This is a genomic window from Halobacillus karajensis, assembly GCF_900108515.1.
GTDB classification, from domain to species: Bacteria; Bacillota; Bacilli; order Bacillales; family Halobacillaceae; genus Halobacillus; species Halobacillus karajensis.
Genome location: NZ_FNWW01000001.1, coordinates 833,911 through 849,930, shown reverse-complemented (window position 1 = coordinate 849,930; position 16,020 = coordinate 833,911). Strand labels below are relative to the sequence as shown.

Sequence of the window (16,020 nt, the reverse complement as noted above, 5' to 3'; positions counted from 1 at the left end):
AGGGAGGATTTTATGGACCGGATAGCAGGAATCATAAACTTAGACCACGAACAAGACATGTTGGATGAATTGACGTACTTTCGCTGCGGGGCTGCCGTCCCGTTTGGCGGCCGTTACCGGATGATTGATTTTGCGATATCAAATATGACGAATTCTCGAATCGAATCAGTGGCTGTATTTGCACGTAGGAAATATCGTTCCTTAATGGACCACTTGGAACAAGGGAAAGCGTGGGATTTAGATAGGAAGCGTGGGGGGCTGTTTATTCTTCCTCCAGATTGGAACGATCCGACGGATATTTCCCGCGGCGACTTGCAGCATTTTCATAATAACATCGACTTTATCAATCGGACGCTTGCTGATTATATCGTTGTCTCAGGTTCTCAACATATTTGTAATATCAATTATCAAGATGCTTTACAGGAACATAAGAATTCAGGGGCGGATGTCACCGTCGTTTATAAACAGGTAAAAGAGCTGTACCCTGAGCATCAACGCGCTCACAAGCTCGATATTGACGCCAATAACCGGGTCACTGCTATTCATAATGATCATAGCAGTACAAATGTATACATGGATATGTACATCATTGAAAAAGACTACTTGTACCATTTAATTGAAAAGTGTATTGCTCACGGATGCTCTCACTTTTTTCTTGATGGAATTAAAGCGAAATTGCCGGACATCCATATTCATGCTTATGAATATCATGGAGGGCATGCATTGGTCAATTCAATGGAAAGTTATTATCGCAACAGTGCCAAGCTTTTGGACCCGCAGGAACATGATGAACTGTTCAAAGACGATGCCCCTGTACTTACAAAAATTAAGAATGAAGCGCCTTCGAGCTACACAGCGACATCCAACGTAACGAACACGATGGTCGCGAATGGTTGTGTGATAGAAGGTCATGTAGAGGACAGCATTCTTTTTCGAGGGGTCAAAATCGCTGAAGGAGCGGTTATTAAGAACTCAATCATTATGCAGCGCTGCGAGATTGACAGTAATGCCGTGTTAGAAAATGTCATTCTCGATAAGGATTGCCGCATTTCAACAGGCAAGACATTAATCGGTGCCCCAGAGAAACCGTATGTCGTAGCTAAAAGAAGAACAATGTAATATCCCAAAACAAAGGGACTGTCTGGGCATCGATACGCTGACAGTCCTTTTTATGTCATAAGCAGATAAGTGATGTTTTGAACATATGGAAGTGAATAAAAAACAAAGGAGTTGGATCAATTATGAATGTGTTGATGGTCGGTTCTGAATGTACCCCTTTTATTAAGACAGGTGGGCTTGCTGATGTGTTAGGTTCCCTTCCCCACGCCTTGAAAAAACAAGGGGCAGATGTCAGGATCGTTCTTCCGAAATATGAAAATATGGACGGTGAATGGAAAGATCAGCTGGAACATTTGGATGAACTTAACGTCACACTTGGATGGCGCAACCAATATGCGGGTGTTGAGTATATTAAATATGAGGGCATTCCTGTTTATTTTATAGATAATGAGTATTATTTCAAGCGCTCTAACCTTTATGGATATGAGGATGAAGCCGAACGTTTCGTCTTTTTTAACCGTGCCGTTATGGAATTGGTATGCGTGATGGACTGGACTCCTGATGTACTGCATTGTCATGATTGGCAGACGGGATTGATTCCGGTGTATTTACATACCCACTATAAAGAAGTGGAGAAACTTCAAGGTATGAAAACTGTTTTCACTATCCATAATTTGAAGTATCAAGGTGTTTTCGCTCAATCTGTCCTTCATGATTTGATGGACTTTGATGAAAGCATGATGACAGAAGATGGGTTCGAATTCTTCGGTGATATTAATTTCATGAAAGGGGCCCTGAATTACGCTGATTTTATTACAACGGTCAGTGAAACTTACGCAAAAGAGATTCAAACCCCCTATTATGGGGAAAACCTAGATGGAGTGTTAAGAAGCCGTACAGATGAATTAATTGGAATCGTTAATGGCATTGATGATCAAAACTATAACCCTATGAAAGATGATGCCCTGGCGTTTTCGTATCGCAGTTCTTTAGTGAAAAAAGGCCAAAATAAAATGTGGCTGCAGGCAGAACTTGGTTTGCCAGTGAGAAAAGATGTCCCTATGATTGGCATCGTTTCCAGGCTGGTGGAACAAAAAGGATTCGATTTGATTGGAAGAGTCATCGATGATTTGTTATATCACGATGATGTCCAGGTTGTCCTGCTCGGTACAGGTGAATACCAATATGAACAGATGCTCCAATGGGTTCAGGATCGACACCCAGAGAAGATGTCTACGAATATCAGATTCTCCGAACCTTTCTCTAGACAGATTTATGCGGCGAGTGATTTGTTTCTCATGCCTTCACGGTTTGAACCTTGCGGAATTGGTCAGTTGATTGCTCTCAGGTATTTAGCTGCACCGATTGTAAGGGAAACTGGAGGACTTGCGGACACCGTTCAGCCATATAATGAAAAGACGGGAGAAGGGAACGGATTTTCGTTTACCAACTACAACGCCCACGACATGCTGTACACCATTCGTAGAGCACTCGAATTCTATCAGGAACCTGCTACTTGGCAAAAACTTGTGAAGAATATTTGCAAGAGTAAGTTCACATGGAAAAACTCTGCTGATCAGTACATGGATCTATATCGATCGATGTTCCGTTAGCGGGGGTGATAGGAGGAACCTTAATGGTGATGTTCAGTGACAAAGAAGAATTCAAGTCGGAGTTTAAAGCGCAGTTGGAGAATCAGTTAGGTAAGACCATCGACTCAGCGTCTGAATTTGATACGTATCGGGCGTTAGGTTCGTTGATCCAAGAGAAAATCAACAAAAATTGGTTGAAGACGAATCAGGAGTATAAAAAGCATAAAACGAAGCAGGTCTACTACTTCTCCATGGAGTTCTTAATGGGGAGGCTTCTAGGAAACAATTTATTAAATCTACATGTACTCGCTCTCGTCGAAGAAGGATTGGCGGATCTTGGACTTTCTTTATCAGAACTTGAGAATAAGGAGAGTGACGCTGGTCTTGGGAATGGCGGCTTAGGTCGATTAGCGGCTTGTTTTCTTGATTCCCTTGCGTCTTTAGAATTAGCTGGACATGGCTGTGGCCTCCGGTACCGCTATGGAATGTTTGATCAACATATCATTGATGGGAAACAGGTGGAGTTCCCTGATTATTGGCTTTCTAAAGGGTTTATATGGGAAGTCCGACGTCCGGAAGATAGTATTGAAGTCCGTTTTGGGGGACACGTATCATCCAATCGCGATAAAGATGGGAAGCTCCATTTTAAATATGAGAATTACCAACCGGTTCAGGCGGTCCCTTATGATGTCCCTGTGGTCGGTTACCATAATGACACGGTGAATACATTAAGGCTCTGGTCCGCAGAACCGACGGTAGAGGACACGATGACGAAAGCGGAAAGGGAAGGGGAGTTTGGTCATTTTCTAGCCCATAAACGTTCGCTTGAGTCAATTTCAGACTTCCTTTATCCGGATGACTCTACAGAAGAAGGGAAAAGTCTCCGTCTAAAACAGGAGTATTTTTTAGTTTCCGCAGGTGTGCAATCGGTTGTGCGTTCCTTTGAGAGACTGGGGCTCCCGTGGTCGTGCTTCCCAGACAAAGTAGCTCTTCATATTAATGATACCCATCCGGCTTTGGTCATTCCTGAACTTATGAGAATTCTTATGGATGAAAAAGGAATGGGGTGGGAGGAAGCTTGGGATGTTACGCAGGCTTCTGTTTCTTATACAAACCATACAACATTAAGTGAAGCATTGGAATCCTGGCCGGTAGGTCTTGTTCGATCGCTGCTTCCGCGGATTTTTATGATTATCAATGAGATTAATGAACGGTTTTGTCAGGCGTTGTGGAAGACGTACCCAGGGGAATTCGATCGCATCGCTGATTTAGCTATTGTTGCTGATGGCCAGGTGAAAATGGCGCATTTAAGTATTGTCGGCAGTCACAGTATTAATGGCGTGGCAAAACTCCATACGGATATACTGAAAGAGAGGGAAATGAAACGCTTTTACAATACCTTTCCTGAACGTTTTAATAATAAGACAAACGGGATTACTCATCGTCGCTGGCTCATGCATGCCAATCGCCCATTGAGTTCTGCCATCACAGAAGCCATTGGAGACAGGTGGATGACAGAACCAAAGGAATTGATTCAATTGCTTAAATATAAAGACGACCTTGCTTTTCTTGATCGTCTGCACGAAATTAAGCAGGAGAACAAAGCAGCATTTGCTCATTGGATTAAGGAGACGCAGGGGATTACTATCGATCCAAGTTCCATATTCGATGTTCAAATTAAACGTCTCCATGGATATAAACGCCAACTCCTTAATGCCCTTCATATTATGCATTTATATAATGAATTGAAGTCAGACCCGACGTTTGATATCGTTCCACGTACGTTCATCTTCGGGGCTAAAGCAGCACCAAGCTATCACTTTGCGAAGAAAGTGATTCAGCTAATTAACCGTATCGCATCGGTCGTCAATAACGATCCCGATGTGAGGGATTATATAAAAGTGGTTTTCCTACCGAATTACTCGGTGTCCATGGCTGAGAAGATGATTCCGGCTAGCAATGTCAGTGAGCAAATCTCGATGGCTACCAAAGAAGCTTCCGGCACAGGGAATATGAAATTAATGATGAACGGTGCGCTTACAGTTGGGACTATGGATGGGGCAAATGTAGAAATCCATGATCTTGTAGGCCATGATAACATTTATATTTTCGGTTTAAGTTCAGAGGAAGTGTGGGATTATTACCGAAACGGGTCTTATTCTTCCAGAGCGGTTTACGACAATGATGAGCGGGTACGTCATACCCTTGATCAACTCATTCATTACAGTCCTTTTTCTAAAGGGGAAAGGGACTTCCAGGAAATTTACGATGCGTTACTGACGTATAATGATGAATATTTTGTGCTTAAGGATTTTGCCAGTTACCTGTTCACACAGAGGAAAGTAAGTCAGGATTATCAGCGGAAGCGTCAGTGGAATTTAAAGAGTCTAGTCAACATCTCTCAATCCGGTGTATTTTCAAGCGACCGGACAATCCAGGAATACGCTCGTGAGATTTGGGATATTCAACGTGTTCAAACGTTGAAGTGAGGCATTTTTAGGGGGACGGATTTGTGAGGCAAAAGGAGATGTACCACGATAGTTTTGAAGTCCATTATCGAGAGCCTTTCGGCGCTGCACCGAAGGGTTCTCCTGTTACGCTTAAAATTGACATTAGTGACCGTTACCGAATTTCGCACGTCATTCTTCATTACATCCTTGATCGAACAGATGAGGAGAAAACGAAGGAAATGGATATCTATAGTCAGGAACACCAGCAAATCTCGTATGAAATCACGATAAAAATGCCGGAAACGCCACAGCTGATCTGGTACTTTTTCGAGATCATACTGGAGGACCACACGCTTTATTACGGTCGGGAGAAAAGCTATGAAAGTGGGGAAGGGAAAATCTATGATCATATCCCTCCTTCATGGCAGATTACTGTCTATGACCCTGCTTATAAGACGCCTGATTGGTGGAAGAATGCAACAATGTATCAAATCTTTCCTGATCGCTTTTATACTGCAGGGAAGTTAGAGATGGAAAAGGCCCCTGAAACGAGTCTCGTCCATGCCCATTGGGAAAACGACCCTGTCTACATTCGAAATGAACGAGGGGAAGTCATTCGCTGGGACTTTTTTGGTGGAAACTTGAGAGGAATCACGGAAAAACTAGATTACATTGAGTCCCTTGGGGCAACGGTCATTTATTTGAACCCAATCTTCGAAGCTGAAAGCAATCACCGCTATGATACAGGGGATTACCACAATATTGATCCGCTCCTGGGCACGAAAGAAGACTTGGAAGACTTGATTAAGGAAGCTGCTGCTCGCGGCATTGAAATTATGCTTGATGGGGTGTTCAGTCACACAGGAAGTAACAGTATATATTTTAATCGTGAAGGGAAGTACGACTCGCTGGGGGCCTATCAGTCGAAGAACTCCCCTTTTTTCAGCTGGTACACATTTCACCATTACCCTGATGAATATGATGCATGGTGGGGTGTAGGAACCCTCCCTACCTTAAACAAAGAAAATGAAAACTATCAGGATTTTCTCGTACACGATGAGGACAGTGTCATTCAGACATGGCAGAGATCAGGAGTGAAACATTGGCGGCTGGATGTTGCAGATGAACTGACAGATGATTTGATTAGTCAAATTTACCGCCAACTGAAACAGAAAGATGAATCCAGTGTGCTTCTCGGGGAGGTTTGGGAGGATGCCTCTAACAAAACCGCTTATGGAAAGCGGCGCGATTACTTCCTCGGCGGTGTGTTGGATTCTGTGATGAATTACCCGATGCGCCGGATCATGCTGGAATTTATCAAAGGTGAGATCGATGCCCACACGGTTCATCGCCGTCTCATGACACTTGGTGAGCATTATCCGAAACAGTACTTCTATGCAGTTATGAACATGCTTTCCAGCCATGATGTGGAAAGAATTCAAACAATGCTCGAAGATTATCTTCCTGGGGACTTTTCACGCGAAGAAGCAAAAGTCTTGGTGAAAAGTCAGCTCCGATCACTAAGTTTATGGCTTTATGCTTTTCCGGGAGTTCCGTCCCTTTATTATGGGGATGAAGCTGGACTCACTGGGGGAGCCGATCCTGATAACCGAAAGCCATACCCTTGGGGGCGGGAAAATAAAGACTTACTAGAATGGTACCGTAAAATCGGGAAATGGCGGAAAGAGCATCGCACACTGCGTACCGGCCATTGGAAATCATTTGCCTTGGACAAAGATGTCTTCGGATTCGAACGCTGGAATGAAAGTGGTATCGATCATTTTGGAGAGAGTGCGTCAGACGAACGGATGCTTTATTTGTTTAATCGAAATACCAGGCGTAAAATCGAGGTTAATTTACCTATTCAAAAAGGGAAATGGCAACATATGGAGAACAAAAAGCGCATTTTCAGCTCAAAGAACACGATTCTTACGATTGAATTAGAACCATGTGAAGCCATGTTGTTAAGACTAATGAAATAGGAGGAAAATTCATGGGGTTTTTAGATGGATTGATGGGCAACGCGAGTCAGGTGGATGTTAATAAACTGGAAAAAGAGTTAGAGGGAATTTTAATTGACGGTGAGGAAATTCAAAGTGGTTATAAAGTGTTAAGAGACTCATTTATTTTTACCGACCGCCGTTTATTACTCCTTGATAAGCAAGGGATGACAGGGAAAAAAGTGGAGTATCATTCGATCCCCTATAAAAGCATCACCCACTTTAGTGTGGAGACAGCAGGAAGTTTCGATCTTGATTCTGAATTGAAAATCTGGCTGTCTGGTTCAAATGAACCGATTGGCAAACTGTTCAAAAAAGACAGTCCGATTGAAGAGGTACAACAAACACTTGCCGCTTACGTGTTATGAATGTTCCACGTGAAACAATTCAGAAAATAAGCCTGGAATTACCACCAGGCTTATTTTTTATGCCTTTGTTTATTCTACTAAATGGCAGTTATCTGGAAGACTCGATTCCGAGTTCTGGATAAGGGATCTATAGTGATATAATCACACTAGGAATCTAGAAATTCCATATATATATTTGAATTTTTGGTCTGATTAGCTCAATATAAGTAATAGGTATATACTGTTACACATATATGAAAGCGTTACCAAAAAAGAGGTGGGAACATGAAGCTTGAGTTGACTCATAAGCAAACAACAGGTTTAGTGATGACAACAGAAATGCGTCAAGCGATTAAAATGCTTCAATGGACTTCGGCGGATGTGTGGGAATATCTACAACGGGAGGTCAACGAAAACCCAATCCTATCCATAGAATCTTCAAATATAACCCCTTACGATCGAGGAAATAAAGCCGCCTATCATGACCCGATCGATTATATTGCCTCTAATCATAAAGACTGGCGAGATGAGTTAGTGGAGCAGACCGCTTGGCTGAAGGTAGAGGCTTCGTTAAAAGAGGCTCTGCTATTCCTAATTGGAAATTTAAATGAGCAAGGATTTTGTACAATTTCTGAGGTTGAGGCAGCTCAGCAGACAGGGCAGACGATTGAAACTATTAATCGGGCCAGACGGCTGTTAATCCAATTCGAACCTATGGGTGTTGGGTGTCTCAATTTTAAAGAATTTCTATTGTTTCAGGTTGAGGATAGGTACCCGGATTCCCCTCTATTAACCACTCTGATTATGAATCACTTGGAGGACCTGGCTTCTGAACAATTTGGAAAGGTGTCGCAAGAGCTTGAGGTAGAAGAGCGTCAAGTCAAGGAAGGATTAGCCATGATAAAAACTTTGGACCCTCGGCCCGTTTTGCCGTCTCAAGGAACGGGGGAAATTCCTGTGATGCCTGATCTCATTTTGGAGAAAAAGGAGGGAGGGTACCTGCTTCGTGACCCGTTTAAGGTGAATCAGCAAATGAAATGGGATGAACAACTGGTACAGATGTATAAAGAGGGGAAACAGGCCCAGGAATATTTGGATGGCTGTTTTAAAAGGGCTTCCTGGCTTTTTAAGAGCATTGAACAGCGTCAACAAACCATCATGAAAGTAGCTGAACTCATTATCCAGCACCAAAAAGAGTTTTTTCACGGGGGGACGTTAAAGCCGTTCACCTTAAAGAAGGCTGCCCAAATACTTGGGGTTCATGAGTCCACGGTCAGTCGTACAGTAGCTAATAAAGTAATGCAGACCCCCATGGGAACATTAGAATTAAAAAGCTTCTTTGTCACCGGGTATAGGACAGAGGACGGGGACGAAGTTTCTTCCCAGCATCTGAAGGAATTAATAAAGGAAATGATTTCAAAAGAGGAGCCTCTTAACACATTGTCTGATCAAAAAATTGCGATGGAACTAATGAGAAAACATAACGTAAGGATCTCGCGTCGTACGGTTGCTAAATATCGAGAATCGCTGAGTATTCCCTCCTCATCCAAAAGAAAAGCGGCTGGACGTGAACGTATTTCTCCAATTCTTTTACATTCATAGATTAATTCCCTGAAGAACAGGGGATAGTTTAGTAGAAGAAGGATGAGGAGGCGTGCTAGATGAAGAAATTGATATCCTATGGCAAAGATATAATCAATGAATTTCAAAAAGATAATGTTCCTCTACTGGGTGCTGCGCAGGCCTATTATTATTTACTCTCTATTGTTCCGCTGTTAATTCTGGTCTTATCTATCCTCCCCTATTTAAATATTGATGCAGAGACAGCGATTCAGGCAATGAGTAATGTTATCCCAAGTGATACAGCAGAAGTATTCCGCGAAAACATGGTCGCAGTGGTTGAAAGGCCGAACGGGGGACTTTTAACTTTGGGGATCTTAGGGACATTATGGTCTGCCTCTAATGGCATCAATGCTTTTATTCAGTCCTCGAATATGGCTTATAACGTGGAAGAGACGAGGTCGTTCATTCAGGTCCGCCTTCTATCCATTGGCTTAACCATCGGTATGATCATTGCCATCCTTGTGGCATTATTACTGCCTGTCTTCGGTCAGGTTATTATTGATATGATCAACCTCCCTGGCCAAACGGCTGTATTATTGCAAGTCCTACGATGGAGTCTTAGTGTTGTAGTCATTGGCGGAGTGCTCATGGCCCTTTACCATTTCGCTCCTAACAAGAACATCCCGTTCAAACATATTCTACCTGGAGCGATCTTAACGGCGGTGCTCTGGCAGCTTATTTCTCTGGCCTTTTCCTTCTATGTCAGTAATTTTGGAAGTTATACAGCCACTTATGGCAGCTTGGGGGGAATCATCATCTTAATGTTATGGTTTTTCTTGACCGGCATTATTCTGATGGTTGGAGCGGAAATCAATGTTGTCTATCACCGTCGGCATGGATCAGGAGCATCAAAAGCTGCGTAATAAAGGGGGAAGAGGAGTCCGTGGAGGCTCCTCTTTTTGTTTGGTAAATGGTGAATTTCAATGATCGCAATTGCCTTTAGCCATTTATCTCGGTTTATAAAAGAGGGTACTTTTTAAGGAGTTCCGTCAATGTCGGACGTTCATGCCCCTCTCTACCTGTCACGGGTGTCGCCTGAAAAAGGGATGTGAGGACAGCCTCTTCCGTCGCCTCTCCGATTGCCCGGAAAGCCTCGTCTATGTCTTCTTCGTGAATGGCAGGAAAGGTAAGCGGCTTACTCGTTTTTTCGTGGGGAATCGTTGCCGCAGTCGAAAAACCGAGTACAATTTCTCCGCTTCCGTTTCCGATGATGGTGCCGGTTCTGGACAACCCCGTCACCGCCCTCTTGCATATGCGTTTTAACTGCCGATCCGTAACAGGGAGGTTTGTAGCTACAATGATCATGACAGAACCCCGGTCTTTTTCTTCCTCAGCCTCTATGAATTCCTTCAATTTGCTCCCAATCGGGCGTCCATCGATCGAGAGGTCACTCAACTTGCCGAAATTTGTAAGCGTCAAAACACCTAGCGTGTATTTGTCATGCTCCAGTTGGATAATACGGGAAGAGGAGCCGATGCCGCCCTTTAGTGAATAGCAGATCATCCCTCTTCCAGCTCCAACACTTCCTTCTTGAAAGTCTTTACAAGCGGCCGCAACCGCTTTCCTTACATGTTCTTTTTTCACCGCCTGCTTGCGGATGTCGTTTAAATACATATCATTACATTCGCCGATCACAGGGTTAACCGTTCCAGTTGTCCTTCCTACCTCAGGATTTCTTTCTAATGTATAAGATACTAATGAATCATACGCTGTGCCGACACTTAACGTATTTGTTAGAACAATGGGGGTTTCTAACGTACCCAGCTCTGCCATTTGAATGGTTCCCGTTGTCTTTCCGAAACCATTGATTACATGGGAAGTTGCAATGACTTTATTTTGAAATAGGTTCCCTTGATGAGGGAGGATGGCTGTGACGCCTGTTTGGATTTCTCCTTTACTCAATGTGGCATGTCCAACACTCACCCCTGGGACATCGGTAATTTTATTACGAGGCCCTTTAAGCATGCCACCGATTTTCAGTCTATCTTGAAATGTTTGATTCATACCAACACCTCCTTTCCGCCTTATTCTGAATCCAGGCTGTAAAATCCTGCTTTTGTATGTTCATACAATCATTAGTTTAGATATTCACAAAAGTATAGATTTATAGATTTATTCATGTATAAAACGGGTATAGATGAAATTTTTTGAGCAAAATTTTGAAAATTTTGTTTGCGCTTACATCCTTTTAATATTCGCGTTTTCGCTATTTTCAAATTGTCGGACTATCGTGAAAATTCAACTGTAAAACGCGATGAAGACGTGATTCCTGCGGTCTTTCATGCTATACTAGTAAGAAACTTAAAAGACAGAATTTTTTAATTTTTGCCTGTAACCTACAAGAATAAGTCCGCTAGGGGGAAAAACTATGCAAAAACACGGATATCCTGTTCCTCAGGGGCTATATCATCCGGAAAATGAGCATGAAGCTTGTGGTATCGGAGTGCTAGCCAACATCGATGGAACAAAGAGTCACAGTATCGTTGAAAATGCCATCACTATTCTATGTAACTTAGAACACCGTGGTGGACAATCGGCTGATGTCAGTACAGGAGATGGGGCTGGAATACTGACACAGATCCCTCACCATTTTTTCAAATCACAATGTGAAAAAGAAGATATATATTTACCTGAAGCTGGCAAATACGGGGTTGGGATGGTCTTTTTTCCGGAAGACCGCGATACAAGAATGGCTTGTATGGAGGAATTCAAACGCATCGTCGAGGAAGAAGGACAACAGTTCCTTGGCTGGCGTACCGTTCCTGTGAACGATTCATTTGTCGGTGAAGATGCTAAGAAGACAAAACCGTTTATCCGTCAGGCGTTCGTCGCACCTTCGGAAACGATTGAAACACGAATGGATCTTGAACGACGTCTTTATATTATTCGTAAGCGAGCAGAAATTGAGATTGCCGAGAAAGATGGGTATGATGACTTTTATATCAGCAGTCTGTCATCAAACACGATCGTTTATAAAGGAATGCTTATCCCTGAACAACTGGATTCCTTTTATATCGATCTGAACCACCCTGATTTTAAGACAGCCCTCGCTTTAGTACATTCCCGCTTTAGTACAAACACTTTCCCAAGCTGGAAACGTTCGCACCCGAACCGTTACACGATTCACAATGGAGAGTTCAATACATTACGAGGCAATGTTAACTGGATGAGAGCGCGCCAGGAACTTTGTAATTCGGAATATTTCAGTGAAGAAGACCTGCAGAAGCTTCTTCCTGTCATTGATTCCAATGGTAGTGACTCTTCCATGTTTGATAACTCTTTTGAATTCTTATACTTGTCAGGTCGTTCCCTTGCTCATACGGCCATGATGATGGTACCTGAGCCATGGTCAAACGATGAGACCATTCAAGAAGACAAGAAGAATTTTTATGAATACCATAGCTGCTTGATGGAACCATGGGACGGACCTGCGGCCATTGCTTATACAGATGGAAGGCAAATTGGTGCCTGTCTGGACCGTAACGGTTTACGCCCAGCACGCTATTATGTCACGAAAGACGGAATGATTGTACTGGGGTCTGAAGTGGGAGCGCTTGATATTTTTGCTGATGATATCCTCTATAAAGATCGCCTGGCACCAGGGAAAATGCTTCTTGTTGACCTTGAAGAAGGAAAGATCATTCCTGACGATGAAATTAAATTGCAGATTGCTCGTGAACATCCATATAAAGAGTGGATCGATGAGCACAAGTTCGACTTGGAGGATCTTCCGGAACCGATGAGCGAACATCGTCCAGTTAAGCAATTAATTGACAAGCAGCTTGCCTTTGGATACACGACGGAGGAATTAAACAAGATCCTCATGCCGATGGTGAATGATAAAAAGGATCCAGTAGGATCCATGGGATATGATTCACCGCTTGCTGTTTTATCGAAAAAACCTCAGTTGTTATACAGCTACTTTAAACAGCTGTTCGCCCAGGTCACCAATCCGCCGATTGATGCGATTCGTGAAAAATTGATTACCATGGTTGAAACGACTATTGGAGCGGAAGGAAACCTTGTTGATCCAAAGCCAGATAGCTGCCGGCAAATCCGGTTGGAGACGCCTATCTTAACGAACCGAGAGCTTGAAAAGCTTCGCCAGCAGGAACTGGATGGTTTTAAAGCGAGGACACTCTCCATTCTTTTTGATGCCAAAGAAGGGGGATTGAAGCCTGCCCTTGATCGTTTATGTGAAGAAGCGGATCAGGCGGTTGAAGATGGAACCACACTACTCGTATTATCTGACCGCGGCATTAGCGAGGATTACGCAGCTATTCCATCTCTGCTAGCCGTGTCAGGGTTACACCATCATTTAATTAGAAAAGGGACACGTACAAAAGTAAGCATTCTGATTGAAACGGGAGAAGCACGTGAGGTCCATCACTTTGCAACATTACTTGGGTACGGAGCAGAAGGAATCAACCCATATCTTGCTTATGAGTCTCTGAGGGATATGCTAGAGCGTGGCCTGATCGAAGTGGAGTCCCATGAAAGTGCTGTTCAAACGTATATTAATTCTGCGACAGACGGTATTATCAAAGTCTTATCCAAGATGGGGATTTCTACGATTCAGAGCTATCGTGGGGCACAGATTTTTGAGGCTGTTGGTATCAAAAAAGATGTCATTGACCAATATTTCACAAGGACATCTTCTCGCCTTGGAGGAATAGGCCTCGATATCATTGAAAAAGAAGTACTCATGCGTCATGAAACGGCCTATGGTGAAACACGTGGATCCAATCGCGTACTAGAAGCCGGTGATGAATATCAGTACCGAAAGAATGGCGAAGACCACCAGTACAACCCGCAAACGATTGCTACATTACAACACGCCTGCCGTTCTAATGATTATGAGCTCTTTAAGCAATATTCCAAGATGCTTACAGATGAGAAGAATAACCTTCAGTCTCTTCGTGGACTGCTTTCCTTTAAAGACCGTCCATCCATTCCGGTGGAGGAAGTAGAGTCTGTGGAAGATATTTGCAAGAGGTTTAAAACAGGCGCGATGTCCTTCGGATCCATTAGTGAAGAGGCGCACGAAGCTCTAGCCATTGCGATGAACCGTATCGGTGGGCGAAGCAACTCCGGGGAAGGTGGCGAAAATCCTAAACGTTTCACTCCAGAGGAAAATGGTGATTCGAAACGGAGTGCCATCAAACAAGTGGCATCCGGACGTTTTGGTGTTAACAGCCATTACCTCGTCAATGCGGATGAGATCCAGATCAAAGTTGCACAGGGAGCGAAGCCTGGCGAAGGTGGACACCTGCCTGGAAAGAAAGTATACCCATGGGTAGCTGAAGTCCGTGGCTCTACACCAGGGGTGGAGCTTATTTCCCCACCACCGCACCACGATATTTATTCCATTGAGGATTTAGCTGAGTTAATTTACAACTTAAAGAATGCTAATCCTCAAGCTCGCATCAGTGTGAAACTTGTTTCGGCGGTTGGTGTCGGAACGATCGCTGCAGGAGTGGCGAAAGGGCGTGCCGACCTTGTACTGATCAGTGGATACGATGGAGGGACTGGGGCTGCCCCAAGGACTAGTATTAAACATACGGGTCTTCCTTGGGAAATTGGGCTCGCAGAAACACACCAGACTCTTGTCCTTGATCGTCTGCGTGACAGAATTGTAGTAGAGACAGACGGTAAAATGATGACAGGCCGTGATGTTGTCATTGCCTCCTTGTTAGGCGCAGAAGAATATGGCTTCTCGACAGCACCACTTGTTGTGCTCGGCTGTGTCATGATGCGTGTCTGCCACTTGAATACATGTCCGGTTGGTGTCGCCACGCAAGACCCTGAACTTCGTAAGAAATTCACAGGTGAGGCTGATCACCTTGAGAATTTCATGCGCTTCATCGCACAAGAAGCTCGAGAAATCATGGCAGAACTTGGTTTCCGCTCTATCAATGAAATGATCGGCCGTACCGATGTGCTGGAGACAAACGAAGCGATCGACCATTGGAAAGCCAAAGGCATCGATTTATCTGCCCTTCTTTATCAGCCGGATGTTCCTGCTGACTATGGCCGCTATGCTGTAAGAAAACAGGATCATGGTCTTGAGAAGACTTTAGATATGGAAGAGCTGATTCCTCTTTGCAAGAAAGCGATCGAAACAGGAGAGCCTGTAGAAGGGACAGGATCGATCCGAAACATCCATCGTGTCACAGGTACGATTCTCGGCAGTGAAATTACACGTCGTTATGGTGCCGAAGGGCTTCCGGAAGATACGATTAAGCTGACGTTTAAAGGGTCAGCTGGACAAAGTTTCGGTGCCTTTATTCCAAAAGGAGTCACTTTAAGACTTGTCGGCGATTCCAATGATTATGTTGGTAAGGGATTGTCGGGTGGTAAAATTATCGTCCACCCATCATCAAAATCCTCCTTCGTCCCTGAGGAAAATACGGTCATCGGAAACGTAGCTTTTTACGGAGCTTCCGGTGGCGAGGCGTATATTAATGGCCTTGCGGGTGAGCGTTTCTGCGTCCGTAACAGTGGGGCAGAAGTAGTCGTAGAAGGTGTTGGTGACCATGGCTGTGAATATATGACCGGAGGAAAAGTAGTTGTACTTGGGGGCACAGGTCGTAACTTTGCAGCCGGAATGTCCGGAGGGGTCGCCTACGTCCTCGATGAATCTGACCAGTCCTTTGAAACGAAGTGTAATAAAGAACTTGTCCATCTCCATCAGCTGGCAGATGCACAAGAAACCCAGGAACTCTATGACATGATTGAAAATCATGTAAATTATACAAACAGTCCACTGGGACAACGTATTCTAGCAAACTGGGGATCCTATGTATCTAGGTTCGTTAAAGTTATCCCGAGAGATTATTTGGCTATGCAAGAGCGTATCCAGCACTTGAAGGAGAGCGGTCTCGAGAAATTCGAAGCGGAGATGACGGCCTTTGATGAACGCAATAAACCGGTAGAAACAGTCAAATAA

General features: G+C 43.8%; 9 protein-coding genes. 8 read left to right on the top strand and 1 reads right to left on the bottom strand.

The genetic code is table 11. The annotated features are described in order from the left end of the window. Positions 1–12: 12 nt before the first annotated feature. From glgD to BLW54_RS03880, 7 genes are all read left to right on the top strand, one after another. Positions 13–1,119 (top strand): glucose-1-phosphate adenylyltransferase subunit GlgD, encoded by a 1,107-nt coding sequence (glgD, locus tag BLW54_RS03910; RefSeq protein WP_035507085.1) that lies wholly within the window; start codon positions 13–15, stop codon positions 1,117–1,119. 122 nt (positions 1,120–1,241) lie between these two features. Next, on the top strand, positions 1,242–2,672 hold the full coding sequence (glgA, locus tag BLW54_RS03905; RefSeq protein ID WP_035507083.1) for a glycogen synthase GlgA: 1,431 nt from the start codon (positions 1,242–1,244) through the stop codon (positions 2,670–2,672). Between the two features lie 29 nt (positions 2,673–2,701). Next, positions 2,702–5,140 carry a glycogen/starch/alpha-glucan phosphorylase gene (locus tag BLW54_RS03900; protein ID WP_035507758.1) on the top strand — a complete coding sequence of 813 codons (2,439 nt, stop codon included), beginning with the start codon at positions 2,702–2,704 and terminating at the stop codon, positions 5,138–5,140. Between the two features lie 23 nt (positions 5,141–5,163). After that, positions 5,164–7,083, top strand: coding sequence for a glycoside hydrolase family 13 protein (locus tag BLW54_RS03895; protein ID WP_051744050.1), 1,920 nt, complete (start codon positions 5,164–5,166; stop codon positions 7,081–7,083). 11 nt (positions 7,084–7,094) lie between these two features. Further along, positions 7,095–7,469: a PH domain-containing protein gene (locus tag BLW54_RS03890; protein WP_035507081.1), complete on the top strand. Its 375-nt coding sequence runs from the start codon at positions 7,095–7,097 to the stop codon at positions 7,467–7,469. A 264-nt stretch (positions 7,470–7,733) separates the two neighbouring features. Then, the gene (gene rpoN, locus BLW54_RS03885) at positions 7,734–9,050 is read left to right on the top strand and encodes an RNA polymerase factor sigma-54 (protein WP_035507080.1); all 1,317 of its coding nucleotides are present in this window, start codon (positions 7,734–7,736) and stop codon (positions 9,048–9,050) included. Between the two features lie 59 nt (positions 9,051–9,109). Then, entirely contained in the window at positions 9,110–9,934 is an 825-nt protein-coding gene (locus BLW54_RS03880) for a YihY/virulence factor BrkB family protein (RefSeq protein WP_035507078.1), read from the top strand. 94 nt (positions 9,935–10,028) lie between these two features. Here the strand turns inward: BLW54_RS03880 and BLW54_RS03875 are convergent, their stop codons facing one another. Further along, positions 10,029–11,075 (bottom strand): DmpA family aminopeptidase, encoded by a 1,047-nt coding sequence (locus tag BLW54_RS03875; protein ID WP_035507076.1) that lies wholly within the window; start codon positions 11,073–11,075, stop codon positions 10,029–10,031. Positions 11,076–11,439: 364 nt separating this feature from the next. On the opposite strand from BLW54_RS03875, the gene gltB reads away from it, so the two are divergent. After that, a complete protein-coding gene (gltB, locus tag BLW54_RS03870) occupies positions 11,440–16,020 on the top strand; it encodes a glutamate synthase large subunit (RefSeq protein WP_074733296.1) in 4,581 nt (1,526 codons plus the stop codon).

Excerpts from the sequence above, each read along its gene's own strand:
- glgD (WP_035507085.1), top strand. The coding sequence starts at position 13 with ATGGACCGGATAGCAGGAATCATAAACTTAGACCACGAACAAGACATG.
- glgA (WP_035507083.1), top strand. The coding sequence starts at position 1,242 with ATGAATGTGTTGATGGTCGGTTCTGAATGTACCCCTTTTATTAAGACA.
- BLW54_RS03900 (WP_035507758.1), top strand. The coding sequence starts at position 2,702 with ATGTTCAGTGACAAAGAAGAATTCAAGTCGGAGTTTAAAGCGCAGTTG.
- BLW54_RS03890 (WP_035507081.1), top strand. The coding sequence starts at position 7,095 with ATGGGGTTTTTAGATGGATTGATGGGCAACGCGAGTCAGGTGGATGTT.
- rpoN (WP_035507080.1), top strand. The coding sequence starts at position 7,734 with ATGAAGCTTGAGTTGACTCATAAGCAAACAACAGGTTTAGTGATGACA.
- BLW54_RS03880 (WP_035507078.1), top strand. The coding sequence starts at position 9,110 with ATGAAGAAATTGATATCCTATGGCAAAGATATAATCAATGAATTTCAA.
- BLW54_RS03875 (WP_035507076.1), bottom strand. The coding sequence starts at position 11,075 with ATGAATCAAACATTTCAAGATAGACTGAAAATCGGTGGCATGCTTAAA.
- gltB (WP_074733296.1), top strand. The coding sequence starts at position 11,440 with ATGCAAAAACACGGATATCCTGTTCCTCAGGGGCTATATCATCCGGAA.